The sequence below is a fragment of the Castellaniella sp. WN genome (assembly GCF_054457555.1).
This window is the reverse complement of the sequence record NZ_JBTKZC010000001.1, coordinates 992,787-1,018,768: the sequence shown is the minus strand read 5'-3', so window position 1 is coordinate 1,018,768 and position 25,982 is coordinate 992,787. Positions and strand designations below refer to the sequence as shown.

The window sequence follows — 25,982 nt, the reverse complement described above, 5'->3', positions numbered from 1 at the left end:
GCCTCAGGCGCCGTCCAGCCCCATTTGCCAGAAATCGATTTCCAGGCGGGTGGCATCGCGGAACGTGGCCGCCAGCCCGTCCAGCCGTTCGGCGGTCTGGCCGGCAAGCCGCGCGTCCAGCCAGCCGCGCTCGGCCTGCGCCGCCGCCTGGAACTCGTCGCTGGCGTACATGGCGATCCAGGACTCGTAGGGATTGGCCGGCCCCCGCACAGTGAATGTCCGGGCTTCGATCCAGCGGGCGATGTCCGCGTAGCCGACCAGGCAGGGGGCGAGCGCCACGTGCAGGTCCAACAGATCGCCGCGGTGGCCGGCGTCCAGCACATAGCGGGTGTAGGCCATGGTTTCGCGGGCCTCGGGCAGGTCTTCCAGTTCGGTTCCGGCAATGCCCCATCGGGCGCAATAGTCGACGTGCAGGCCCATTTCCAGGTCCACGATGGTCTTCAGGCTGTCCAGCCCCTGGCGCAGTTCGGCGATGGTGCGGCTCTTGTAGACCGCCAGCCCCCAGGCGCGGGCGAAGTGAACCAGGAACAGGTAGTCCTGACGCAGGTAGTGGCGGAAGGCCTCGGCCGGCAGGGAACCGTCGGCCAGCCGGCGCACGAATTCGTGCTGGCAATAGGCCTCCCATTCGGGGGCGCAGCGGGCCAGCAGGGCGGCGAAGGGCGTCGAATCGGATGGGGGCGTCATGCGGGGCGGTTCTCCATGGCGGGGGTTGCGGCCTCGAGTGTAGCCCGCCGGAGATCCGTCCGCCGTCCGCCCGGAGGCCGTCTACGGTACGATATCGCCGAAGGCGGGGCCGCGTCTCCGCCCGTGGAAGAGTCACCCCATGCGATCCAGCATCACCTTCAAACTGTTCCTGGCCATTCTGGCGACCTGCATCGCCGTGGCGCTCGCCATGGGCATGGCCGTGCGCTACAGTTTCGAAAGTGGCTTCGACGACTACATCCGGGAGCGTGAGAACCAGCGGCTGGACAGCCTGGCGCAGGCGCTGGCCGCCGATTACGCCGAGACGGGAGACTGGAGCTTTCTCGTCGAGGGCCACGATCGCTGGGGGCGCAGCCTGCGCTTGGCGCGCTACGCCCGGCCGGGCGGCCGAGACCGTGATGGTGGCCCGCCACCGGGACCTCCGCCCCGCGTCACGCTGCTGGGCGCCGATGGTGGATGGCTGGCGGGACCCCGCGTGCGGCCCGGGGCCGAACTGCGCCGCCATCCCGTGACCGTCGAAGGCGTGGCTGTGGGCTGGCTGCTCAGTCCTCCGATCATGCCCATGGCTCTCGATGACGAGATCGACCGCCAGTTCCAGTCGCGGCAACTGCGGGCGACCTGGGTGATCGTCGGCCTGTCCGTGCTGCTGGCCGCGCTGGTCAGCCTGTTGCTGGCGCGACTGCTGTTGGTGCCGGTGCGGCGCATCGCACAGGCCACCCGCCGGCTGGCCGACGGCGATTTCGACATCCGGGTGCGGGTCGGAGCGCCCGACGAACTTGGGCGCCTGGCGCGCGATTTCAACCGCCTGGCGCACAGTCTGGCGCGCAACGCCCGCCTGCGCCGCGAACTGATGGCGGACATGTCCCACGAACTGCGGACCCCCCTGGCCGTGCTGCGCGGGGAAATCGAGGCTCTGCAAGACGGCCTGCGCGCCCCCGACGAGGCCGCCCTGGCCTCGCTGGCGCACGAGATCGGGCGCCTGAACCGGCTGGTGGACGATCTGCGCGAACTGTCGCTGGCCGACGCCGGCGCCCTGGATTACCGCATGCGGCTGCTGGATCTGTCGGCGTTGGCCTCGCGGGCGCTCGACGCGGTGCGGGAACGGTACGCTCGGGCCGGCCTGACGCTGGAGCGGGACATCGAGCCGGGCCTGCGGCTGTCCGGCGACGAGCGTCGCCTGGAACAGCTGTTGGCGAACCTGCTGGAGAACAGCCTGCGCTATACCGACAGCCCCGGGCGCGTGCGTTTGCGGGCAGGCCGGCGCGACGACCGCATCGTGCTGGAAATCGCCGACACCGCGCCTTCGGTGGAACCCGATCAGCTGCCTCGTCTGTTCGATCGCCTGTACCGGGTGGAGTCCTCGCGCAGCCGCCAGTACGGCGGGTCTGGGCTGGGCCTGGCGATCTGCCGTTCCATCGCCCTGGCGCATGGCGGCGAGATTTCGGCGGCGCCATCCGACCTGGGCGGGTTGGCGATTCGCGTCGAATGGCCCCCGGCGGACGGCCGGACGGCGGCTGTCGCGGGTGGAACGGGCGGTTTGGACGAGGAGTGACGCATGCGGATCCTGGTGGTCGAGGACGAACCCAAGCTGGCCGAGGTGCTGCGAACCTACCTGCAGGCGGCTGGCTACGAGACGCGTTGCGAGGGCGACGGCCTGGCCGTCATGCCCCTGATCGCGGACTGGCCGCCCGACCTGGTGCTGCTGGACCTGATGCTGCCTGGACGCGATGGCCTGGAATTGTGTCGTGATATCCGCTCCAGGACTTCGATTCCGGTCATCATGGCCACCGCCCGGATCGAGGAGATCGACCGCCTGCTGGGTCTGGAACTGGGCGCCGACGATTACATCTGCAAGCCCTACAGTCCGCGCGAGGTCGTGGCCCGCGTCAAGGCGGTCCTGCGCCGCAGCGCGGCGGACCCGGCGCCGGCGCGGGCGCGCGCGATCGGCGGGCTGGACATCGACGAGGGCGCCTGGAGCGCCCGCCTGGACGGTGTGCCGCTGGACCTGACGCCGGTGGAATTCCGCCTGCTGGCGCTGCTGGCCGGCCAGCCGGGGCGCATCTTTTCCCGCGACCAGGTACTGGACGGCCTGTACGACGACCGCCGCGTCGTCACCGACCGGGCCGTGGACAGCCACGTGAAGAACCTGCGCCGCAAGCTGGCCGCCGTGCGTCCGGACGAGGAGCTGATCCGCTCGGTCTACGGGGTGGGCTACCGGCTGGATCTCGGGGGGGCCTGAGCCCGCAGGATCCGCTGACGCTTCTCCATGAAGTCTTCACGATTCGCTCATTTTTGCGCCGCAGTCGGTCCTTAATCTGTCTCCATCGCGGCTCCATCGGGGGGCCGCCGGAAACGAAGAAAGGAAGACCGACATGAACTTCAACCACGTCACCCGCGCCCGCTCGCTTTCCTCCCTGGCCATGGCCGCCGCCCTGGTCGTCGCGCCCCTGGCCGCCTCGGCCGCTCCCGGCATGCAGGCTGGCGGTGGCCCCCGCCACCACCAGAAGGCCGGGTGCGACTTCGGACGTTCCGGCGGCGGTTTCGGCGATTTTGGCTCCTTCGGCCGCGGTCTTGGCCTGAGCGCTCTGGACCTCAGCCAGGACCAGCAGGACCGGATCTTCAAGATCCGCCACGATCGGGAGCAGGCCTTCTACGACCAGGGAAAGACCCTGCGTGCCGCGCACGAATCGCTGCGCGAGTTGAGCCAGGCCGATACTTTCGACGAGGCCAAGGCCAGGCAGGCCGCCGATGCCCTGGGCCAGGCGCAGTCGCAGATGGCCCTGCTGCGCGCCCAGACTGGCGCGCAGATCCGCGCGGTGCTGACGCCCGAACAGCGTGAGAAACTGGCGCAGATGCGCGCGTCGAGGCAGCCGGCGAAGCCCGCCAGGTCGTGATCGTCGGTGTGTGCCTCAGGCGCCCGTTCTTGTCCCGTGCCGGCTTCGGGACGCCGGGCGGCTTCAGGCCGGGACCCCGAGGCCCGGGCCCGGCATTGCGCCGGCCCCGGGCTTTCTCATCGGGCGAACAGCGTCCCCACCGACTGGAAGTGACGCCGGTAGTAGGGGTTGTCCAACTGGTCGATGCGGACCTGGCCACCGGTGGACGGGGCGTTGATGAAACGCCCGTCGCCCAGGTAGATGCCCATGTGTGAATTCGGCCTGCCCAGTGTATCGAAGAACACCAGGTCGCCGGCCTGCAGATCGCCGCGTGATACGGGGCGGCTCATGCGGGCGATCTGCTCGGTGTTGTGGGGCAGGGTGGCGCCGGTGGCCGTGCCGAACACGTATTTCACCAGGCCGCTGCAGTCGAAGCCCTGCCGGGCCTGCGATCCGCCGTAACGGTAGCGGGTGTCCAGCAGGCTCAGGGCCGTCATGATGACCTCGGTGCGCTGCGCCGGATCGATTTCGGGATTCGGCATGGCCGGCCTCCGGCCGCCCGGGCCGGCGCAGGCCGCCAGCCACAGGCATAGCAGGCCGGCGGCCAGGGCGCGGACGGCGGGCCAGCCCGTGGGCGTGCCGACGTGGAATGCGGCGGACGGTCGGGCGGCCATGCGCGGGTCAGCCCGGGGCAGCTGCGCCCTCGGGCCAGTAATGGCTGTCGGGCAGGGCGCGGGCGCCGAAGATCGCCTGGCCGACGCGCACAGTGGTGGCGCCTTCCTCGATCGCCCATTCGAAATCCCCCGACATGCCCATCGACAGCTCGGCGAAATCCGTCCCCCGGGGGGCGTCCTGGCGCAGACGGTCGCGCAGGTCGCGCAACAGCCGGAAGCAGGGGCGCACGCGGGCCTCGTCCGGGGAAAACAGGGCCAGCGTCATCAGGCCGCGCACTCGCAGCGAGGCGAAGGCGGGCAGGGCGCGGGCGAAATCCAGCGCCTGCTCCGGCGCCAGGCCGAACTTGCTGGCCTCGCCCGATGTGTTCACCTGGACGAAGACGTCCAGGCCGCGGCCTTCGTCCTGCAGGCGCCTGTCCAGGGCCTCGGCCACGCGCAGATTGTCCAGGGCCTGGAATTCCCGGGCGAAGCGGGCCACGAACTTGGCCTTGTTGGTCTGCAGGTGGCCGATGATCGCCCAGTCCAGGTCGGCCAGATCGGCCATGGCCTCCCATTTGCCATAGGCTTCCTGGACCTTGTTCTCGCCCAGCAGGCGGCAGCCCGCCGCATAGGCCATGCGGATGCGGGGTTCGTCCACGGTCTTGCTGACGGGCAGCAAGCGGACTCCGGCCGGATCGCGGCCCGCACGCGCGCAGGCCGCGTCGATGCGGGCGCGGATGTCGGCCAGATTGGCCCGGATTTCTTCCTGGGTGGCGGCCGTCCGGTAGGCGGGCCGAACGGGGGAGGATACGGCGTTCATTGCAACGGTCTCGGGCAAAGGTCGTTCGGAGAATCCCTAGGATAACCCCAATGCGCGGCAATCCCAACGCGCCGGGGTCGTCCTCCGGAGCCGAAAACCCTTGGAAAGCCTTTATCATCTAGCCTGGAACGACAGGCGAGAAGGGAGAAGCGTGGCGGAACTCACTCCGGGGCTGATGCTGGTCCACGGCAATCGGGCGGAACAGCTGCGCGAGGTACTGGTCGCGTGGCTGCGCCATTCGCCGCTCGACCCTCTGGAAAACGAGTGCCTGCTGGTGCATAGCAACGGCATCGCGCAGTGGCTGCGCCTGGCGCTGGCCGAGCGCGATCAGGGTTGCGGCGTCGCCGCCGCGCTGGATTTCCTGCTGCCTTCGCGCTTCATGTGGCAGGCGTATCGCGCCGTGCTGGGCGCCGGCGAGGTTCCCGAGCAGTCCCCCCTGGACAAGGACCCGCTGGCCTGGCGCCTGATGCGCCTGCTGCCGGCGCTGGTCGGCCGGCCGGGTTTCGAGCCGGTGGCGCGCTTCCTGACCGATGACGCCGACGTGCGCAAGCGCCATCAGCTGGCCTGCCGGCTGGCGGACCTGTTCGATCAGTACCAGGTCTATCGGGCCGACTGGCTGGACGCCTGGAGCCGGGGCGAGACCACTCTGCCCGATGCGTTCGGACGCGACCGGCCACTGCCGGAATCGCAGGCCTGGCAGGCCCGCCTGTGGCGCGCCCTGCTGGACGACCTGGGCGCATCCGGCCGCGACCCGGTCGGCCGCGCCGCCGTGCACGCGGCCTTCATGGCGCGGGTCGGGGCGCCGGGTGATGCCCCGCGTCCGGCCGGGCTGCCGCGCCGCCTGCTGGTCTTCGGCATTTCCGCCATGCCGCGCCAGACCCTGGAGGCCCTGTCCGGCCTGTCGCGCTGGGTCCAGATCCTGGTCTGCGTGAACAATCCCTGCGCTCATTACTGGGCCGACATCCTGGGCGATCGCGACTTGCTGCGGGCGCGCTTTCGGCGCCAGGCGCGCCGGCCGGGCATGCCGGAGGCCCTGGACGAGGATGCGCTGCACCAGCAGACGCATCCGCTGCTGGCCTCCTGGGGGCGCCAGGGGCGTGATTTCATCGGTCTGCTGGACGACATTGACGATCCGGCGCACCGGGTGCGGTACGGCCAGGCCTTCGAGGCCCTGCATCGGCGCATCGACGCCTTCGAAGAACTGCCCGGGGCCACGCTGCTGGAACAGCTCCAGGACGACATCCGCGACCTGCGGCCCCTGGCCGAGACGCGCGAGCGCTGGCCGGCGGTGGACGCGGCGCGTGACGACTCGCTGTGCTTCCACGTTGCCCATAGTGCCCAGCGCGAAGTCGAGATCCTGCACGATCAGCTGCTGGCCGCCTTCGCCGCCGATCCCGGCCTGCAGCCGCGCGACGTGATCGTGATGGTGCCCGACATCGAGGCCTACGCGCCTCACGTGCAGGCGGTCTTCGGCCAGTATGATTCCAGGGATCGGCGCCACGTGCCCTACGCCCTGGCGGATCGTGGGCAGCGCCAGGCCGACCCGCTGGTCATCGTGCTGGAACAGCTGCTGTCCCTGCCGCGCCTGCGCCTGGGCATCCAGGAGGTCCTGGAATGGCTGGACGTGCCGGCGCTGCGGGCGCGCTTCGGCATCGAGGCCGGAGATCTGCCGCTGTTGCAGACCTGGGCGCGGGAGGCCGAGATACGCTGGGGGCTGCATGCCGAGCATCGCGGCGTTTTCGGCCTGGAGCAGATGCCGGAGGCGGCTCATGGGCATACCTGGCGCTTCGGCCTGGAGCGCATGCTGCTGGGATACGCGGCGGGCCCCGACGCGCCGGCCTGGGGCGGCATCGAGCCCTATGGCGAGACGGGCGGCCTGCAGGCCCAGGCGCTGGGCGCGTTGGCCCGCCTGCTGGACACGCTGGACCGCCACTGGCGGTCGCTGCGCCGGGACGCCGCGCCCACGCAGTGGGTGGCATTCCTGCGGACGCTGCTTGACGATTTTTTCCTGCCCGTGACGGACACCGACGAACACACGCTGGCTCGCTTCCGGGAAATCCTGCAGGACTGGGCATTGCTGTGCGAGACTGCCGGAGTGGACGAGGCCCTGCCGGTGTCCATCGTCGCCGAGCATTGCCTGGGCAGGCTGGATCAGGCCGGCCTGTCGCAGCGCTTCTTCGCGGGCGCGGTGACCTTCGCCACGCTCATGCCCATGCGGGCGATCCCGTTCCGGCGTGTATGCCTGCTGGGCATGCAGGACGGCGCCTTTCCCCGCCAGCGCGTGCCGGCCGATTTCGACCTGATGGCGCTGCATCCGCGCCCCGGCGACCGCTCCCGGCGCGAGGACGATCGCTACCTGTTCCTGGAGGCCCTGCTGTCCGCGCGCGACCAGCTGTACATTTCCTGGGTTGGACACAGCATCCACGACAACACGCCGCAACCACCCTCCGTGCTGGTGTCCCAGCTCATGGACCACCTGGACCGGGGCTGGCGATCCGCTGGCGGGGCCGAGTCCCTGTCCCGCGCCCTGAGCCTGCATCATCCGCTGCAGCCGTTCAGCAGCCGCTATTTTCCCGTCCAGGCGCGGACCGGTCCCGGCTCCCTGTTCACCTACGCTGCCGAGTGGCGCGGCGCCCGCCGGCCGGCCGCCGCCGCGCCGGCGGGCGCCTTGCCGCCGCCGCGCCGGGACGCCGCGTTCCGGCTGGACGTCTTGCGTCAGTTCCTGCGGCACCCCGTGCGCGCCTTCTTCCAGCAGCGCCTGCAGGTGTTCTTCGAGGCGCCGGCGCCCGACCTGGACGAGGGGGAACCCTATGTCCGGGACGGCCTGGCGCAATGGCAACTGCGTGCCGAACTGCTCGAGGCCTTGCGGCGAGCCCCCGATCCGGCCGATGTCGGGCCGGCATTCCAGGACTGCCTGGAGCGCATGCGCCGGCGCGGCGCGTTGGTCGCCGGTAGCCTGGGCGAGGCGGCGGCCCGGACGCTGCGCGACAGCGTGCAGGCGGCCGTCGATCCCTACTATCGCGCCTGCGGGGATTGGCCGCGAGTGTCCGATGAGACCCTTCGCATGGAAAGCGCCGTGCTGGATGGCGGTTGGGCGTTCGAGGATACGTTGGGAGGCTGGCGCCGCGACGAGCGGGGCGAGTGGGGCCGGATCGTCCTGCTTGCCAGCCATCTGGTGCGCGACAAGCATTACCGCATTGCGCCCATGATGCCGGCCTGGCTGGACCATCTGGCCGCGCACGCCCATGGCCGGCCCTTGACGACCGTGCTCGTCAGCCCCCAGGGCAGTGTGTCCTTCGGACCCCTGGACCCGGAACAGGCCGCCGGGCAGTGGCTGGACCTGTGGGCCGCGTGGCGGGAAGGCATGTGCGCCGCGCTGCCGGTGGAGATCGACGCGGCGGGCGCCTGGCTGCGGGCGGGCGCGGACCCGGAACCCGGTGGCAAGGCCTGGCGGGCGGCCGAGGATGTCTATCTCAAGCGGGTGGCCGACGATCTGTACCTGCGGCGCTGCTATCCCGATTTCGAGCGCCTGTGCGCGGACGGCGGCTTCTTCCATTGGGCGCGGGTCTTGTACAGCGAGGCGGCGCGGGCCATCCGGTCGTATCCGGCCGCGGCGGAGGCCATGGAATGAACGCGCCGGGCCATTCGATTCCCCAGGTCGATCCGCTGCGCTTCCCTTTGCGGGGCAGCCATCTGATCGAAGCCAGCGCCGGGACGGGCAAGACCTGGACGATCGCCGCGCTGTATGTTCGCCTGGTACTGGGACATGGCGGCCAGGATCCGCGCCTGCCCACCGAGATCCTCGTCCTCACGTTCACCGAGGCCGCCGCCCAGGAATTGCGCGACCGGATCCGCGGCCGCCTGGCCGAGGCGGCCGTTTGGTTCGCCCAGGATGCGGCGGAGGACGACAAGGCCGATCCGTTCCTGGAATCCCTGCGGCGGGATTGGCCGCGCGAGCGGTGGGCGGGCTGCGCCCGCACGCTGGACCTGGCGGCGCAGTCCATGGACGAGGCCGCCATTTCCACCATCCATGCCTGGTGCGCCCGTGTCCTGCAGGAACATGCCTTCGACAGCGGCAGCCTGTTCGAGCAGCGGCTGGAACCGGACCTGGGCGCCGAGATCCGCCAGGCGGCCTGGGATTACTGGCGCGCGCACGTGGCGCCGCTGGCGCCCGAGCCGCTGGCCGAGGCGCTGTCCGTCTGGTCAGGGCCGGATGCCCTGCTGGGCCTGTCCGGCCTGCTGACCCGCGAATCTCTGCCCGAGGTCGCTGATGAAAGCCTGGAGGCCGTGCTGGCGCGCCACCTGGCCCTGAGGCGGGAACGCCTGGCGGTCCTCAAGGCGTCCTGGGACGAGGAGGCGGACGCGCTGGAAGGCTGGCTCGCCTCGCTGGGCAAGGACACGAAGATCCGGCCGGTGGACCTGCGCCGCTGGATGCAGGCGCTGCGGACCTGGGCACGGGATCCCGACCAGGACACCCCGGACCTGAAGACCGGCTGGGACCGCCTGACGCCCGGGGGTATCCGGGACACGTGGCGGGGCGAAGGCCCGGCGCCGGAGCATCCCGCCAGCGTCGCGCTGGCCCGCCTGCGTGCCGATCTGGACGCGCTGCCCGGCGTGCGCGCGCCCCTGTTGCGCCATGCTCTGGCCTGGATGGCCCGGCGCCTGCGCCAGGCCCTGTCCAGCGCCGCGCTGCTGGGCTTCGACAGCCTGCTCGGCAATCTGGACGCCGCCCTGAAAGGCGCGTCGGGCGCCCGGCTGACGCAAACCCTGCGGCGGCAGTTCCCGGTGGTGCTGATCGACGAATTCCAGGATACCGATCCGGTGCAGTACCGCATCTTCGACCGCATCTACCGGGTAGCCGACGACGATCGGGACACCGCGCTGGTCTTCATCGGCGATCCCAAGCAGTCCATCTACGGCTTCCGGGGCGCCGACGTGCATACTTACCTGCGGGCGAACCGGGCCTGCGCGGGGCGGGTGCGGACGCTGGGCCGCAACTACCGTTCTTCCGAAGCCATGGTCGCGGCGGTCAACCGGTGCTTCGCCCGGCCGGACGGCCGGGCCTTTCCCACCGGCCTGCCGGGGGAGGGCATCGACTTCCACCCCGTGCAGGCGCGGGGTCGTCCGGAACGCTGGGAAGTCCTGGAGCGCCCGGCCCCGGCCATGAGCGCCTGCTGGATCGAGCCGGCGACGCCGGGCAAGCCCCTGTCCTCGGCCCGGTACGAGCAGGAAGCCGCGTGGCTATGTGCCCGGCGTGTGGCCGAAACCCTGACGCTGGGCCGGCGCGGCGCGGCGGGCATGCGCGACGGGGACCGGTGGACGCCGGTGCGGCCCGCCGACGTCGCCATCCTGGTCAATACCCATGCCGAGGCGCGCGGCGTGCGCCAGGCATTGGCCCGGGCCGGGGTGCGCAGCGTGTACCTGTCCGAGCGGGATTCCGTCTACGACTCGCCGCAGACGGCGGAACTCGCGCTGTGGCTGGACGCCTGCGCGCATCCCGAGGACGAGCGCGCCGTGCGCGCGGCCCTGGCCGCCCCGGCGCTGGGCATGGACTGGCAGGCGCTGGATCGGCTGGTGGAGGACGAACGCGCCTGGGACGCCCAGGTCGAGCGTTTCCAGGGCTACCGCCAGATCTGGCGGCAGCGCGGGGTGCTGCCCATGCTGCGCCGGATGCTGCATGATTTCGACGTGCCGGCCCGCCTGCTGGCCGACGGCTACGAGGGCGAGCGGCGTCTGACTGATTTCCTGCACCTGGCCGAACTGCTGCAGCAGGCCGCCGCCCACCTGGACGGCGAGCAGGCCGTGCTGCGGTACCTGCATCGGCAGGGCCTGGCGCCCCAGGGCGAGGACGGCCGCCGCCTGCGGCTGGAAAGCGACGAAGGCCTGGTGCGGGTCGTCACTGTGCACAAGTCCAAGGGGCTGGAATACCCCCTGGTCTTCCTGCCCTTCGTCTGCAAGGCGCGCCCCGTCGAGGCGGGCAGGGGGCCGTACCTGCTGCCCGGGGAAACAGGCCGGACATGGGTCATGGAAGCGGACGATGCCCAGCTGCGGCAACTGGACGGCGAGCGCCTGGGCGAGGACGTGCGCAAGCTGTACGTGGCGCTGACGCGGGCGCGGCATGCCGTCTGGATGGCATTGGGGCCGCTGAAGGCCGGCAGCGGCATCGGCCACCTGCTGGGCGAGGATCTGCGGACCGCCTGGGACGGGCTGGCGCGATCCCATCCCGGCCTGATGGCCTGGGACGCGGCGCCGGCGGACGAGGCCGGTCTCACGCCGGCCACCGAAGAGGTCCCCGAGGCGTTGGGCGAGGCTCGCCGCCTGGCCGCGCCGGCCGTCGGGCAGCCCTGGTGGATCTCCAGCTATTCCGCCCTGTGCCTGGCTGATGCCGCCGCGCCCGAGACGGCCGCCGAGGACGTGCTGCGCGAGGGGCGCCAGGCCGATTCCGCGCTGGCGCTCCGGGAGGCGGATGCCGCGCCGGCCCCGATCGATTCGGGCCTGCGGGATTTTCCGCGCGGCAGCGAGGCCGGGACGTTCCTGCACGGTCTGCTGGAGTGGGCGGCGCGGCGCGGTTTCCGCGACCTGGACGAGGCGCGCGACCTGATTGCGCGCCGCTGCGCGGTGCGTGGCTGGGAGGCGCACATCGATGCGCTGCATGGCTGGCTGCTGCGCCTGGCGCGCACGGAATGGCTGCCGGCCCTGCCGGGCGATCCCGTACTGCGCCTGGACCGCCTGCAGGCCTGCCTGCCGGAAATGGAGTTCTGGCTGCCGGCGCAGCAGGTGGACATCGAGCGCCTGGACCGCCTGCTGCGCCGGGGAACCTTCGGCGGCGCCGCCCGTCCGGCCCTGGCGGCCGGGCGGTTGAACGGCATGTTCAAGGGCTTCATCGATCTGGTCCTGCAGGCCGATGGCCGCTATTACCTGATCGATTACAAGTCCAACGACCTGGGCGCGCGCGAGGCCGACTACGCTCCCGAGGCGCTGGCGGCGGCCATGCGCGCATCCCGCTACGACGCGCAGATGCTGATGTATGTGCTGGCGCTGCACCGGCAACTGCGCGCCCGGCTGGCGGGCTACGACTATGGGCGCCACATGGGTGGCGCCCTGTACTTGTTCCTGCGTGGCCAGGAGGCCCCCGGCCAGGGGCTGGTGGCGCTGCGGCCCGAGCCGGAGTTGATCGGCGCATTGGACGCGCTGTTCGACGGCGAAGGCGGGGAGGCGGACGATGAGTGAGTTTCCCGGCTGGCTGGTGTTCGGTCAGCCCGAAGAGGGCATGCGCGACCTGGACGTGGCGTTTGGCCGCCTGCTCGCCCTCCAGGCGCCGCGGGCGTCCGCACTGGCCCTGCGTCTGGCGGTCCTGTGCAGCGCCCGGTTGGCGCATGGCCACCCCTGCCTGGATCTGCAGGCCTTGTGTGAACCGGATGACGATGCACCGGCGGACGACGCGGACGCGGGGGACGGCCGGGCAGGGCCGCCGGCCTGGGTCGAAGGCGGTCTGGCCGGTTGCCTGGCGGCGCTGGCTGCAGCCGATTTCGTGGGCGACGGCCGTGGGCCGGAGCCGCTGGTGCTGCAAGGGCGCCGCCTGTACCTGGCCCGCTACTGGCGAGCCGGGCGGCGCATCCGAGAGGACATCGGCCGGCGCCTCGCGCTGGAACCGCCGGAGGCGCGCGAACCGGCCGATATCCGCGCCTGGCTGGACGCGGTTTTCACCGAACCCGCCGCCGAGACGCCGGACTGGCAGAAGATCGCCTGCGCCACGGCCCTGTTGCATGGCTTCAGCATCGTCACCGGGGGGCCCGGTACGGGCAAGACCACCACGGTCGTGCGCCTGCTGGCGGTCCTGCAGGGCCTGGCCCGGGCGCGCGGCCTGGAACGCGGCCTGTGCATCCGCCTGGCGGCGCCGACGGGCAAGGCGGCGGCGCGCCTGAACGAATCCATCGCCGGTGCCCTGGAGCGCCTGGCCGCGTCGGCCGATCCGGCACTGGGCGCCGCGCTCGAGTGCGTGTCATCCGAGGTGCTCACTCTGCATCGGCTTCTGGGCAGCCGGCCCGATACCCGGCGCCTGAAATTCCACGCCGCCAATCCGCTGGATCTGGATGTGCTGGTGGTCGACGAAGCCTCGATGATGGACATCGAGATGATGGATGCGGTGCTGGCCGCGCTGCCCGTCCATGCGCGCCTGGTGCTGCTGGGCGACAAGGACCAGCTGGCCTCGGTCGAGGCCGGCGCGGTGCTGGGCGAGCTGTGCGAACGCGCCCAGGATGGCCATTACACTCCGGCGCAGTGCCGCCGCCTGCTCGAATGCTGCGGCGAGGCCGTGCCCGCCGCCTGGCCCTGGCAGGACCCCGACGGCACGGAGTTGGACCAAGCCGTGGTCATGCTGCGCCACAGTCACCGCTTCCAGGCCGACAGCGGCATCGGCCGGTTCGCCGCCGCCGTGAACCGGGGTGATGCCCCGGCCGTCGCCGAATTGCTGCGGCATCCGCCGGACGGCCTGAGCCTGGTGCGGGCCGGGTCGCCGGCCGCGCCCGGGGATGCCTGGTTGCGGGACAGCGGCGTCCTGGACGAAGAGGCGGGCTATCCCGCGCTGTTCCGCGCCGTGCGGGAGGGACGGCCCGAACGGCAGGCTCCGACGCCGGCCTGGGATCGCTGGGCCCGCGACGTCCTGGCGCGGCAGGGCCGCTTCCAGGCACTGTGCGCCCTGCGCGACGGCCCCTGGGGTGCGCGGGGACTGAACCGGCGCATCGAATCCCGCCTGCGGACCGAAGGCTGGGTCCCGGCGGCCGACGAGGCCTGGTATCCGGGCCGGCCGGTGCTGGTGTTGCGCAATCATGCCGCCCTGGGGCTGGCCAACGGCGACATCGGCGTGGCCCTCCCCGTGCCCGATCCGGCGCGGGAAGGCGCCTGGATGATCCGGGTGGCTTTCGCCGGCGCCACCCGGGACGCCGTGCGCTGGGTCTCGCCGGCGCGCCTGCCGGAAGTGGAGACCGTCTACGCCCTGACTGTGCACAAGTCCCAGGGTTCGGAATTCGATCGCGTGGCGCTGATACTGCCCGACCGCAGGTCGCCCCTGCTGACGCGGGAGCTGCTCTATACCGGCGCGACCCGTGCGCGCCACGTCCTGGCGCTGGTGCTGCCGGGAGGGGATGCCTTGCTCGACCATGCCGTGCGGCACAGGACCCGGCGCGCGGGCGGTATCTGGAATCCCTGAGCAAACGTCCTGTCCGGCCCGTTGATTTCAAACAGGACTCCTGTGCCGAAAGCGGGCATGCCGCCGTTGCTCCCCGCTAAAATGAGGATCGACGGGGGCTGGCGCAATGACCGCGCCGGGACGCCCCCGATTGACGGATGGAGACCCGCATGACCTCGATATACGACCAGGACCTGCCCCGGAACCCGGCCAACTTCGCGCCGCTCACCCCTCTGCTCTATCTGGAGCGGGCCGCCGAGGTCTATCCCGGCCGGACGGCGGTCGTGCACGGTGGGGGCGACGCCGTCATCCGCCATACCTGGGCCGACCTGCACCAGCGCTGCCGCCGGCTGGCGGGCGCCCTGGCGGCGCGCGGTATCGGCCGGGGGGACACGGTGGCCGTGATGCTGCCGAATGTGCCCGCCATGGTCGAGGCGCATTTCGGCATCCCCATGAGCGGGGCCGTCCTCAACACCCTGAACACCCGGCTGGATCCCGCCACCATCGCTTTCATGCTCGACCATGGCGAGGCGCGTGCCATCTTCGTCGATCGGGAGTTCTCCCGCATCGTACGCGAGGCGCTGGCGCTGCGCACGCGCGCCGAGCCCATCCTGGTGGTGGACGTGGACGATCCTCTGTACGATGGCCCGGGCGAGGCTGTCGGCACGCTGGATTACGAGGCGCTGCTGGCCTCGGGGGATCCGGAGTTCGCCTGGCGGATGCCGGATGACGAATGGGACGCGATTTCCCTGAACTACACGAGCGGTACCACAGGCAACCCCAAGGGGGTGGTCTACCATCACCGGGGGGCGGCGATCAATGCCGTGTCGAACATCCTCGAATGGGACATGCCCAAACACTCGGTCTACCTGTGGACGCTGCCCATGTTTCATTGCAACGGCTGGTGCTTCCCCTGGACCGTGGCGGCGCGGGCCGGGGTGAACGTCTGCCTGCGGCGGGTCGATGCGGCGACCATGGTCGCGCTGATGCGCGAGCACGGCGTCACCCATTATTGCGGCGCGCCCATTGTCCAGAGCATGCTGGTCAATGCGCCGCAGGCCCTGCGCGACATAATCCCGCCCGGCATCCGGGCCATGGTGGCGGGCGCCGCCCCTCCGGCCTCGATGATCGAGGGCATGGAGGCCCTGGGCATCGACCTGACACACGTCTACGGCCTGACCGAGGTCTACGGGCCGGCCACGGTGTGCGCCAAGGACGCCGCCTGGGACGAACTGGACATCGGCAAGCGGGCCGAGCTCAACGCCCGTCAGGGCGTGCGCTACCACCTGGAGAAGGCCGCGATGGTGCTGGACCCGGGAACCCTGCGGCCGGTGCCGGCCGACGGCGAGACCATGGGCGAGATCATGTTTCAGGGCAATATCTGCATGAAGGGCTATCTGAAGAACCCGCAGGCGACGCAGGCGGCCTTCGAGGGTGGCTGGTTCCACAGCGGTGACCTGGCGGTGATGTATCCGGATGGTTACATCAAGATCAAGGACCGCAGCAAGGACATCATCATCTCGGGCGGGGAGAACATCTCCTCGATCGAGGTCGAGGACGTGCTCTACCGCCATCCGGCCGTGCTGGCGGCCGCCGTGGTCGCGCGGCCCGACGAGCGCTGGGGCGAAACTCCCTGCGCCTTCGTCGAGCTCAAGCCCGACGCCCGGGTCACCGCCGAGGACATCGTGGCTCACTGCAAGGCGCATCTGGCAGGCTACAAGGTTCCGCGCTACATCGTGTTCGGCGAATTGCCCAAGACATCGACCGGCAAGATCCAGAAGTTCGAGTTGCGCCAACGGGCAGCGCAGTCCGCCTGAGGCCGGAGCATGTCGATCCGGCATTCCTCTTCGAGTCGGACCGGTGCCGCCGCGGGCCGGTTCGGGTATGCCGGCGGGGCTGCCCGCCTGTCGCCGCACGCCCTGCTGAGTCCGGAACAGATGGGCGCCGCCGACCGGGCCGCCCCGGCGGCGGGGGTGCCCGGCATCCGGCTCATGGCGGCCGCGGGCGCCGCCGTGGCCCGGGCGATCCGCGCGCGCTGGACGCCGACGCCCGTGCGCGTGCTGTGCGGGCCGGGCAACAACGGCGGCGACGGCTTCGTCGCGGCGCGCCTGCTGCGGGATGCCGGCTGGCCGGTGCGGGTGGCCCTGTGGGGCGAGCGCGGCGCCCTGCGCGGGGACGCGGCCGAGGCGGCCGAGGCCTGGGCCGGGCCGATCGAGCCTGCCGGTCCGGCTTGCCTGGACGGCGCCGGCCTGATCGTCGACGCCCTGCTGGGCGCGGGCCTGAGCCGGGCGCCGGCCGGCGAGCTGCAGGCGCTGATCCTGGCCGTCAACGCCGCCTCCGCACCGGTGTGCGCCATCGACGTGCCGACGGGTCTGGACGGCGCCAGCGGCCGCTGTCCGGGAGCCGCCGTCCAGGCCGACCTGACGGTCACCTTCTGCCGCCGCAAGCCGGGCCACCTGCTGCTGCCGGGGCGCGCGCTGTGCGGCGCGCTGACCTGTGCGCCCATCGGCATGCCCGACGCCGCGCTGGAGTCCATCGTTCCCGAGGCCCACGCCAACCACCCCGATCTCTGGTCGGATCGATTTCCCTGGCCGCGTTCCGATGGCCACAAATACCGCCGGGGCCATGCGCTGGTCGTGGGCGGCGAACGGATGCTGGGCGCCAGCCGCCTGTCCTGCCTGGCGGCCGCGCGCATCGGCGCCGGCCTGGTGACGCTGGCGGTGCCGCCAGCCGCCTGGGCGATCCAGGCCGGGGCGCTGACCTCGATCATGGTCGAGGCCCTGCCGCCCGATGGCGCGCTGGCCCGGGCCATGGCGGATCCGCGCCGCAATGCGCTGCTGATCGGCCCGGGGCTGGGCCGCGCGCCGCAGGGCCGCCAGCAGGTCCTGGACCTGCTGGCGGCCGGACGCCCCAGCGTGCTGGACGCCGACGCTCTCAGCGTCTTCGCCGGCCAACCGGATGCGCTGCTGGACGCCCTGCACGGGCAGTGCGTGCTGACGCCCCACGAAGGCGAATTCGCGCGCCTCTTCGGTTCCGCGCAGGGCGCGGGGGACGATGCCGCATCCGGAGCGGAAGACGATAAACTGCGGCGGACGCGCGCCGCCGCCCGGCGCGGAGGCGCGGTGGTGGTGCTCAAGGGGGCCGACACCGTGATCGCGGCGCCCGACGGCCGCTGCGTCATCAACGACAATGCGCCGCCAACGCTGGCCACCGCCGGATCGGGGGACGTGCTGGCAGGCTGCATTGCGGGTCTTCTGGCCGCCGGCATGTCAGCCTTCGAGGCGGCCTGCGCCGCCGTCTGGCTGCATGGCCTGGCGGCCGACCGGCTGGGCTGGGGGTTGCTGGCCGAGGATCTGCCGGGCGCCTTGCCGGGGGCGCTGGCCGTCCTGGCGGGCATGGATCGGGATTCCGGGGGAACATGCACATGGCGGACGTGATCGCACTGGTCTTCGATTTCGACGACACCCTGGCGCCGGACAGCACGTCGGGTTTCCTTCAGGAGATCGGCGTGGACGTGCCGGCCTTCTGGCACGAGCAGGTCGATCCGCTGCTGAACCGCGAGGACTGGGACCCGGTCCCCGCCTATCTGTACCGGATGCTGGAATTGTCCCGTTCCGGACACTACGGCCCCATCACCCGCGACCGCCTGCGCGACTGGGGGCGCCGGCTGCCGCTGCACGAGGGCGTGGCGACGCTGTTCGAGCGCCTGCGGGAGCGGCTGCGCCACGCGCATCCGACCGTGCATCTGGAGTTCTACCTGATTTCCAGCGGCATCGGCGACGTGCTGCGCGAGACGCCCATCGCCGGCTGGTTTTCCGACATCTGGGCGTCCGAGTTCCATTACGATGCCGACGACGCCATCGCTTTCCCGCGCCGCGTGGTCAGTTTCACCGACAAGACCCGCTACCTGTTCCACATCCAGAAGGGCATCATCGGTCCCGAATCGCGCAACAAACCCTTCGAGGTCAATCGCAAGGTCGCCGCAGACAAGCTGCGCGTGCCTTTCGAGCAGATGGTCTTCGTCGGCGACGGCTATACCGACATTCCCTGCTTTTCTCTGGTCCGCCGCTCGGGCGGGGTCGCGTTCGGCGTCTGGGACCCGCGCCACAAGGAAAAACGCAGCCGCGCGTGGGGCTTCATCGAGGACGGGCGGGTATCCAACCTGAACCAGGCGCGCTTCGGCGAGGACGCCGAGCTCTACCAGTGGCTGGAGGCCGCAGTCGAAAGCCTGGCCTCCAAGATCGTGCTGCGCGCGCGGATGTATCGTGGCTGAGACGCGCGGCGGCCGGAAAGCCGCATCCGCCTCCGCGATCGGTCCGTCGGCCGTCGCGGCCGGTCCACTGGACGACGACGGCGCGATGGCGCTGGCCCTCGACCTGGCCCGTCAGGCGGCGGAACTGGGCGAAGTCCCCGTGGGCGCCGTGGTGCTGGATGCCGACGGACGCCTGCTGGCGGCCGGCCACAACCGCACGATCCTGGACCGCGACCCCACCGCGCACGCCGAGGTCGTGGCGTTACGCGCCGCCGCCAGGCGGCTGGACAACCACCGCCTGACCGGCGCGCGTCTGTACGTCACGCTGGAGCCCTGCGCCATGTGCCTGGGCGCCATGTTCCACGCGCGGCTGGCCGACATCGTCTACGGCGCGCCCGACCCCAAGACCGGTGCCTGCGGCGGCGCGGTCGATCTGTCCGTCCAGCCACGCCTGAACCATCATGCCCAGGTGAGGGGCGGGGTGCGGGCGCAGGCCTGCGGCGATCTGCTGCGCGGCTTCTTTCGCGCCCGGCGCGAGGCCGCCCGCGCGGCGCGGGGCAGGGCGGCGCGCGCATTTCCCTCCGTGGTCTCCGTGGCCGCTTCTTCTCTTTTCCAGGATGATCCTTCCATGCTCAAACAGAAACCCGTTTCCGCCGGACCGGAGTCCCATCCGGCCGCCGGCGAGCACACCCATCTGGTCTGCGACGATCCGGACTGCGGCGCGCACGGCGTGCACGAGCAGCCTTCGGGGATCTATCTGATCTCACCTTCGGGCGCCGTGGCCGATCCCGCTGTGCTGGGCATGGCGGTCCAGCGGCTGCGCGCCATGGGCTTTCGCGTGGCCGTCGACCGGACGGCGCTGGCCGTGCACGAACGCTTCGCCGGCACCGACAAGCAGCGCCTGGCGGCCATCCAGCGCGCCCTGAAGCAGAAGCACCCGGTCGTCATGGCGACCCGGGGCGGCTACGGCTTGAGCCGCCTGCTGCCGCACATCGACTGGCGCGCCGTGGCCGACAGCGGCAAGACCTTCATCGGCCAGAGCGATTTCACCGCCTTCAGCCTGGCGCTGCTGGCGCGCACCGGCGCCGTCAGCCTGGCCGGCCCGACGGCGATCTTCGACTTCGGCGGCAAGAAGGTGGACGACCTGACCCAGGCCCTGTTCCAGGAAACGCTGTCGGGCGAACTGGAGATCCTCAGCTTCGAGTCCCCGGACGCTGATCCGGTGGATGCGCGTGGCATCCTGTGGGGCGGCAACCTGGCCATGGTGGCCTCGCTGGTGGGCACTCCCTACCTGCCCGACGTCCAGGGCGGCATCCTGTTCCTGGAGGATGTCTCCGAACATCCCTTTCGCATCGAGCGCATGCTGACTCAGCTATGGCACGCCGGCGTGCTGGAAAGGCAGCGCGCCATCGTGCTGGGCCAGTTCACCGACTATCGTCTGGCGCCGCACGACAATGGCTACGGTCTGGACGCGGTGGTGAACTGGCTGCGCAAGACCGTGCGCGTGCCGGTGGTCACGGGCCTGCCCTACGGCCACGTGAAGGTCAAGGCGACCCTGCCGGTGGGTGCTCGCGTGGGTCTTGCCACCGAAGACGGCATGGCGCATCTGGTGCTGCGGGAGCATGGCCACTGAGCGGCGCCTCGATCCAAAAGATTTCCGGGGCGGGGCGGGGGGCTGGAAACTGGCCTACCTGCTAAACTAGCAGGTTGTTTTGACTTCACTTTTTCCCACCACCACCGTGATCTCCACCAACAACCTCACCATCCAGTTCGGCTCCAAGCCCCTGTTCGAGAACGTCAGCGTCAAGTTCGGCGACGGCAACCGCTACGGCCTCATCGGCGCCAACGGCTCGGGCAAGTCCACCCTGATGAAGATCATCGGCGGCGACCTGGAGCCGACTTCGGGCAACGTCGCGCTGGACCCCGGCGTGCGCCTGGGCAAGCTGCGCCAGGACCAGTTCGCCTTCGAGGACGTGCGCGTCCTGGACGTGGTGATGATGGGGCACGTGGAAATGTGGCAGGCGATGGCCGACCGGGACGCCATCTACGCCAACCCCGAGGCGACCGAAGACGACTACATGCGCGCCGCCGAACTGGAAGGCAAGTTCGCGGAATACGATGGCTACACGGCCGAGGCCCGTGCCGGCGAACTGCTGCTGGGTCTGGAAATCCCCGTCGAGCAGCACCAGCTGCCGATGCGCGAGATCGCCCCGGGCTGGAAACTGCGCGTGCTGCTGGCGCAGGCGCTGTTCTCCAACCCCGACGTGCTGCTGCTGGACGAGCCCACCAACAACCTGGACATCAATACCATCCGCTGGCTGGAAAACGTGCTGAACGGCTATGACAGCACGATGATCATCATCAGCCACGACCGCCACTTCCTGAACGAAGTCTGCACCCACATGGCCGACCTGGACTATGGTGAACTGCGTGTCTATCCGGGCAACTACGACGAATACATGCTGGCGTCCACCCAGGCGCGCGAGCGCCAGGTGGCGGCCAATGCGCGCGCCAAGGAACGCGTCACCGAACTGCAGGACTTCGTGCGCCGTTTCGCCGCCAACAAGTCCAAGTCGCGTCAGGCCACGTCACGCCTGAAGCAGATCGACCGCATCAAGTCCGAAACCGTCCAGGTCAAGCCGTCCTCGCGCCAGAACCCCTACATCCGCTTCGAGGTCAACAAGGTCCTGCACCGTCAGGCCGCGCACATCGAGGACCTGTCCAAATCCTACGACCGGCCCATCATCAAGAGCCTGTCCACCATGATCGAGGCCGGCCAGAAGGTCGCGATCATCGGCGCCAACGGGGTGGGGAAGACGACGCTGCTGCGCCTGCTGGCCGGCAATCTGCCGCCCGACGAGGGCACGGTGCGCTGGTCGGAAAACGCGGACATCGGCTACATGGCTCAGGACGTGTCCGACCAGTTCGATTCCGACCGCGATCTGTTCGACTGGATGACCGACTACCGCCAGCCGGGCGACGAGGACCAGTCGATCCGCTCGGTGCTGGGCCGGCTGCTGTTCTCGGGCGACGAGATCACCAAGGCCGTGCGCGTGCTGTCCGGCGGTGAAAAGAACCGCATGAGCTTCGGCCGCCTGATGCTGGGGCGCCACAACGTCATGCTGATGGACGAGCCTACCAACCACCTGGACATGGAATCCATCGAGTCCCTGCAATACGCGCTGGAACAGTATCAGGGCACGCTGGTGTTCGTCTCGCACGACCGCCAGTTCGTGTCGGGCGTGGCGACGCGGGTGATCGAGATCCTGCCCGACGGCCGCCTCAACGATTACCCGGGTACCTACGAGGAATACCTCGCGTCCCAGGGCATCGAGGCCTGATCCATGGCGGGGCGCCGGCCGCGGGCGGCCCGGGCACCGAATGACGGGCCGCGCCCGGCGCGGGCAGCCGCATGCCGCACACGCTGACCGGTCCGGTCCGGCACGAAGCCGACGTCCGCAAGAGCCGCTTCCTGGCCCTGGCCGCGCCCATCGATTCGCCCGAGTCCGCGCAGGCCTTCCTGGACGCGTCCCGCAATCCCCAGGCGACCCACAACTGCTGGGCCTGGCGTTTCGGGGCGCAGTATCGTTTCAGCGACGACGGCGAGCCCGGCGGCACGGCGGGCCGGCCGATCCTGCAAGCCATCGAGTCCCAGGGCTATGACCGCGTGGCGGTGCTGGTGATCCGCTGGTTCGGTGGCATCAAGCTGGGTACGGGTGGATTGGCTCGTGCCTATGGCGGAACGGCCGCCGAGTGCCTGCGGCTGGCGGATCGGGTGGAACTCCGCGAGGAATGCCGGGTGCTGTGCGATTGTCCCTATGCGGACATGGACCGTGTGCAGGCGCGCCTGCTGACGGCCGGCGCGCGCATCGAGCACGCGGAGTTCGACGGGCAGGGTGTCGTCTGGCGCCTGTGTTGTCCCCGGGCCGACGTCACGGACATCGAGTCGCTGTATACCGATCAGACTCGGGGACGGGGCCGTTGGCGCATCCTGGAGCCCGATGACCCCGCGGCGCGGGATGCGGGCGGTTGAATCGCGATCAGGCCGTGCCGGGGCGCCGTCGATCCCGCTGATCCTTGATCGCGACCCGCAGGGCGATCAGGATGACGACCGCGATGACGCCGAGTCCGGCCAGCATTGCGGTCGGCCATGAGGACATGTTCAGGGTCCAGAAGACGACGGCCGTGATCATGGCGATCCCGACGGATGTGCCGATGCGCTGCCCCGTCTGCATGATGGCTCCCGAACTGCCCGCATAATCCAGCGGCACGTCCATCAGCGTCAGTGCCTGATTCGGGCTGATCACCAGGCCCTGGGCCAGGCCGATGAACGAAAGCGTCAGCAGCAGCCACCAGGCGCTGGTCAGGCCGCGCGCCTGCAGCAGGATCACCACCCCGCTCGTGACCAGTCCGGCCAGGGCCAGCAGCAGTCCGACGATGACGATCCGGCGGCCATACGACATCACCCTGCGGCCGGCCCAGTCGGAAGCCCAGGACGACAGCAGGGCGGCGGGAATGCCGAACAGGCCGGACAGCAGGGCCGACATGCCCAGGCCTTCCTGGACGTACAAGGCGACCAGTACCCAGATGCTGGTCATCCCCAGAAAATACAGCGCCATGATCAGCACGCCGTTGCTGAAGCTGGTCGTGGAAAAGATCCGCAGATCGACCATGGGGCTGAGTCCCCGGCGCGTCGTGCGGCGCTCCCATCCGATCCAGGCCGCTGTCAGGCCCAGGCTCAGCGGCAACAGCAGCCAGATCATGGGCGTCGTGCGGGATTCGACGAACGGGTACAGGAACGACAGGACCGCCAGGCCCAGCAGCAGGGAACCGAATGGATCCAGGGAACGCCAGCCCAGGCGGTCCGCCGCCTCGGAGTCGGCCTGTTCCACCGCGCCGTCCCCGCCGGGCGGGACATGCGAGCCGGGCAGCCGGATCAACGGCCGGGGAAACCATCGCAGGCCCAGTACGATGACGGCGATCCCGATCGGGACATTGACCAGAAAAGTCAGCCGCCAGCCGATCTCCAGCCCGCCCAGTTCTATCAGCAATCCGCCGAGCACCGGGCCGATGGCCACGGAAAAACCCACCACAGTGCCGAAATAGCCGAAGGCCCGGCCGCGTTCCGCGCCTCGGAAATAATGCTGGATCATGCCCAGGCCCTGCGGATTGAGCAGGCCGGACCCCACGCCCTGCACGAAGCGCGCGCCGTTGAGCCACGCGGCGTCCGGTGCCAGCCCCGCCGCGACGGAGGCGAGCGTGAACAGGGCTACACCGATCAGGAACAGGCCGCCGCGTCCCATCAGGTCGCCGGCGCGCCCGGCGGACACCAGCACGACGCCGAAGGTCAGCGCATAGCCGGACAGCACCCACTGCATGTCGGATTGCGTGGCGTCGAGCGCGGAGTGGATGGAGGGCAGGGCGACGTTGACGATGCTGACCCCGATCAGGGACATGAAGATCGTGATCAGCAGGACGGCCAGAATACGCCATCGGCCGGGGTCCGGCCGATGGGCTTGGTGCGGGGGAAGGGCGGAGGAGAGGGTCAATGGGTGGTGGACGAGGCCTTTTCCTGCGCGGCGATTTCCGCATGGACCTGGGCCATGTCCACGGCCTTTACCTGGGTCAGAAGCTCTTCCAGCTGCGAGGCGGACAGCGCGCCGGCCTGCTGGAACAGCAGCACGTTCTCGCGGAAGACCATCAGGGTCGGGATGGATCGGATGCGCAGGGCCGCCGACAGTTCCTGCTGTTCCTCGGTGTTGATCTTGGCGAAGGTGACGTCCGGATGCTGCTCGGCGGCGGCCTCGAAGGTCGGGCCGAACTGGCGGCAGGGGCCGCACCAGGGCGCCCAGAAATCGACGATCAGGGGTTGCTCGGCCTGGGTGGCGGCCTGGAAGGTGTCTTGGGTGAGTTCGATGACGCTCATGGGGTCTCCGGGTCGGGAGGGGGCGGCAGGATGCCGCCCGGGTTTCTCTGCATATGGGGATGATGGGCGTGATTGCAAGCCGGGCCGGCGTCACCACGCACGCTCCGGGGCCTGATGGCCCCCGGGTTCCCCACGTCGCGGCTTGCAAGCCGCTCCGATTCTCCCACCTCGTCGCTTGCAAGCGACTCGGATGGTTCAGGCGCGGGACAGCCCGTAGAGGACTGTCCCTGGTCCTGGATCATCCCGGGAACAGCGCGTACTTGATGATGAACAGCACGGCGACCAGCAGAGTGGCCGGGTGGATGTCGCGGAAGCGGCCGGACAGCGCCTTGATCGCCACGTAGCTGATGAAGCCGAAAGCCAGGCCGTTGGCGATGGAGTAGGTGAGCGGCATGGCCAGGGCGGCGATGGCGGCGGGCACGGATTCCGTGATGTCGTCCCATTTCACGTCGACCAGTTCGCGCAGCATCAGGCAGGCCACGTACAGCAGAGCCGGCGCCGTGGCATAGGGCGGGACGATGGCGGCCAGCGGGGACAGGAACAGCGCCAGCAGGAACAGTACGGCGATGGTCAGGGCCGTCAGGCCGGTGCGCCCGCCCGCCTGTACGCCCGCGGCGCTTTCGATGTAGGCGGTGGTGCTGCTGGTGCCCAGCATGGAGCCGGCCACGATGGCCGTGCTGTCGGACAGCAGGGCGCGGCCCAGGCGGCCGGGGTTGCCCGGGCGGATCAGGCCGGCGCGGGTGGCCACGCCGATCATGGTGCCGGTGGCGTCGAAGACTTCGACCAGCACGAACACCAGGATCACGTGGAAGAAGCCGGTATTCAGCGCCCCGAGGATGTCCAGCTGGAAGAAGGTGGGAGCCAGGCTGGGCGGGGCCGAGAAGACGCCCTGGAACTGGGTGTGGCCGGTCACGATCGACAGGAGGGTGATGGCCAGGATGCCGATCAGGATGGCACCGCGGACCTTCATGGCGCCCAGGGCGGCGATGATGAAGAAGCCCAGAATGGCGAACAGGGTCGTGGTGTGGGTCAGGTCGCCCAGGCCGACCTTGGTGGCCGGGTTGGCGACCACGATCCCCGCCGAGCCCAGGGCGATGATGCCCAGGAACAGCCCGATACCCGCCGCGATGGCGGATCGCAGCGAGGGCGGAATGCCCGCCACCAGCCATTCCCGGATGCCGGTCACCGTGAGGATCACGAACACCACACCGGAAATGAAGACCGCCCCCAGCGCCTGCTGCCAGGTGTAGCCCATCTGCGCCACCACCGTGAAGGCGAAAAAGGCGTTCAGGCCCATGCCCGGGGCCATGCCGATGGGCCAGTTGGCCAGGAAGGCCATGATGATCGACCCCAGGGCGGCGGCCACGCAGGTGGCGACGAAGACGGCGCCCTTGTCCATGCCGGTGCCGGACAGGATGTCCGGATTGACAAAGACGATGTAGGACATCGTCAGGAAGGTGGTCAGGCCCGCCAGCAATTCCGTGCGGACCGAGGTGCCGTGTTCCTTGAGCTTGAAGAACTGTTCCAGCATGGTGTCTCCTCTCGGGTGGACGTCGATATTCACTGCTT

18 protein-coding genes and 1 pseudogene are annotated in these 25,982 nt (G+C 70.2%); 13 read left to right on the top strand and 6 right to left on the bottom strand.

Annotated features, from left to right (window positions below; genetic code table 11):
- Window positions 1-3: 3 nt before the first annotated feature.
- Window positions 4-684, bottom strand: a complete 681-nt coding sequence (gene tenA, locus ACTPOE_RS04655) for a thiaminase II (protein WP_458871059.1) — start codon at window positions 682-684, stop codon at window positions 4-6.
- A gap of 139 nt (window positions 685-823) precedes the next feature.
- Between tenA and ACTPOE_RS04650 the strand changes: the two genes are divergently transcribed.
- From ACTPOE_RS04650 to ACTPOE_RS04640, 3 genes are all read left to right on the top strand, one after another.
- A complete protein-coding gene (locus ACTPOE_RS04650) occupies window positions 824-2,254 on the top strand; it encodes an ATP-binding protein (protein ID WP_458871058.1) in 1,431 nt (476 codons plus the stop codon).
- Between the two features lie 3 nt (window positions 2,255-2,257).
- Window positions 2,258-2,941: a response regulator gene (locus ACTPOE_RS04645; RefSeq protein WP_458871057.1), complete on the top strand. Its 684-nt coding sequence runs from the start codon at window positions 2,258-2,260 to the stop codon at window positions 2,939-2,941.
- A gap of 133 nt (window positions 2,942-3,074) precedes the next feature.
- Window positions 3,075-3,596 (top strand): Spy/CpxP family protein refolding chaperone, encoded by a 522-nt coding sequence (locus tag ACTPOE_RS04640; RefSeq protein ID WP_458871056.1) that lies wholly within the window; start codon window positions 3,075-3,077, stop codon window positions 3,594-3,596.
- A 116-nt stretch (window positions 3,597-3,712) separates the two neighbouring features.
- Here ACTPOE_RS04640 and ACTPOE_RS04635 read toward each other — a convergent pair whose 3' ends face one another.
- Together ACTPOE_RS04635 and ACTPOE_RS04630 are read right to left on the bottom strand one after the other, a co-directional pair.
- Window positions 3,713-4,249 carry a C40 family peptidase gene (locus ACTPOE_RS04635; protein WP_458871055.1) on the bottom strand — a complete coding sequence of 179 codons (537 nt, stop codon included), beginning with the start codon at window positions 4,247-4,249 and terminating at the stop codon, window positions 3,713-3,715.
- Window positions 4,250-4,256: 7 nt separating this feature from the next.
- Complete coding sequence (locus tag ACTPOE_RS04630; protein ID WP_458871054.1) at window positions 4,257-5,048, bottom strand: YggS family pyridoxal phosphate-dependent enzyme; 792 nt, start codon at window positions 5,046-5,048, stop codon at window positions 4,257-4,259.
- A gap of 151 nt (window positions 5,049-5,199) precedes the next feature.
- Between ACTPOE_RS04630 and recC the strand changes: the two genes are divergently transcribed.
- From recC to ACTPOE_RS04580, 10 genes and pseudogenes are all read left to right on the top strand, one after another.
- Entirely contained in the window at window positions 5,200-8,679 is a 3,480-nt protein-coding gene (gene recC, locus ACTPOE_RS04625; protein ID WP_458871053.1) for an exodeoxyribonuclease V subunit gamma, read from the top strand.
- Window positions 8,676-12,278: an exodeoxyribonuclease V subunit beta gene (recB, locus tag ACTPOE_RS04620; RefSeq protein ID WP_458871052.1), complete on the top strand. Its 3,603-nt coding sequence runs from the start codon at window positions 8,676-8,678 to the stop codon at window positions 12,276-12,278. Before recC ends, recB begins: the two co-directional genes overlap by 4 nt.
- Window positions 12,271-14,256, top strand: a complete 1,986-nt coding sequence (gene recD, locus ACTPOE_RS04615) for an exodeoxyribonuclease V subunit alpha (protein ID WP_458871051.1) — start codon at window positions 12,271-12,273, stop codon at window positions 14,254-14,256. Before recB ends, recD begins: the two co-directional genes overlap by 8 nt.
- A 149-nt stretch (window positions 14,257-14,405) precedes the next feature.
- Window positions 14,406-16,052 (top strand): acyl-CoA synthetase, encoded by a 1,647-nt coding sequence (locus ACTPOE_RS04610; RefSeq protein WP_458871050.1) that lies wholly within the window; start codon window positions 14,406-14,408, stop codon window positions 16,050-16,052.
- A 9-nt stretch (window positions 16,053-16,061) separates the two neighbouring features.
- Window positions 16,062-17,672: an NAD(P)H-hydrate dehydratase gene (locus ACTPOE_RS04605; RefSeq protein WP_458871049.1), complete on the top strand. Its 1,611-nt coding sequence runs from the start codon at window positions 16,062-16,064 to the stop codon at window positions 17,670-17,672.
- A complete protein-coding gene (locus ACTPOE_RS04600; protein WP_458871048.1) occupies window positions 17,660-18,508 on the top strand; it encodes an HAD family hydrolase in 849 nt (282 codons plus the stop codon). The genes ACTPOE_RS04605 and ACTPOE_RS04600 overlap by 13 nt, the downstream gene beginning before the upstream one ends.
- Window positions 18,501-19,034, top strand: a pseudogene (tadA, locus tag ACTPOE_RS04595) (tRNA adenosine(34) deaminase TadA); the annotation flags it as partial. The gene ACTPOE_RS04600 and the pseudogene tadA, both read left to right, overlap by 8 nt.
- An 81-nt stretch (window positions 19,035-19,115) precedes the next feature.
- Entirely contained in the window at window positions 19,116-20,120 is a 1,005-nt protein-coding gene (locus tag ACTPOE_RS04590) for an LD-carboxypeptidase (protein ID WP_458872756.1), read from the top strand.
- Window positions 20,121-20,226: 106 nt separating this feature from the next.
- Window positions 20,227-21,828 (top strand): ABC-F family ATPase, encoded by a 1,602-nt coding sequence (locus tag ACTPOE_RS04585; protein ID WP_458872755.1) that lies wholly within the window; start codon window positions 20,227-20,229, stop codon window positions 21,826-21,828.
- A 71-nt stretch (window positions 21,829-21,899) separates the two neighbouring features.
- On the top strand, window positions 21,900-22,520 hold the full coding sequence (locus ACTPOE_RS04580; RefSeq protein ID WP_458871046.1) for an IMPACT family protein: 621 nt from the start codon (window positions 21,900-21,902) through the stop codon (window positions 22,518-22,520).
- Window positions 22,521-22,527: 7 nt separating this feature from the next.
- Here ACTPOE_RS04580 and ACTPOE_RS04575 read toward each other — a convergent pair whose 3' ends face one another.
- The 3 genes from ACTPOE_RS04575 to ACTPOE_RS04565 all read right to left on the bottom strand — a co-directional run bounded on the left by ACTPOE_RS04575 (window position 22,528) and on the right by ACTPOE_RS04565 (window position 25,944).
- Entirely contained in the window at window positions 22,528-24,036 is a 1,509-nt protein-coding gene (locus ACTPOE_RS04575) for an MFS transporter (protein ID WP_458871044.1), read from the bottom strand.
- The gene (gene trxA, locus ACTPOE_RS04570) at window positions 24,033-24,413 is read right to left on the bottom strand and encodes a thioredoxin (RefSeq protein WP_458871043.1); all 381 of its coding nucleotides are present in this window, start codon (window positions 24,411-24,413) and stop codon (window positions 24,033-24,035) included. The genes ACTPOE_RS04575 and trxA overlap by 4 nt, the downstream gene beginning before the upstream one ends.
- A gap of 238 nt (window positions 24,414-24,651) precedes the next feature.
- Window positions 24,652-25,944: an NCS2 family permease gene (locus ACTPOE_RS04565; RefSeq protein ID WP_458871042.1), complete on the bottom strand. Its 1,293-nt coding sequence runs from the start codon at window positions 25,942-25,944 to the stop codon at window positions 24,652-24,654.
- Window positions 25,945-25,982: the final 38 nt, after the last annotated feature.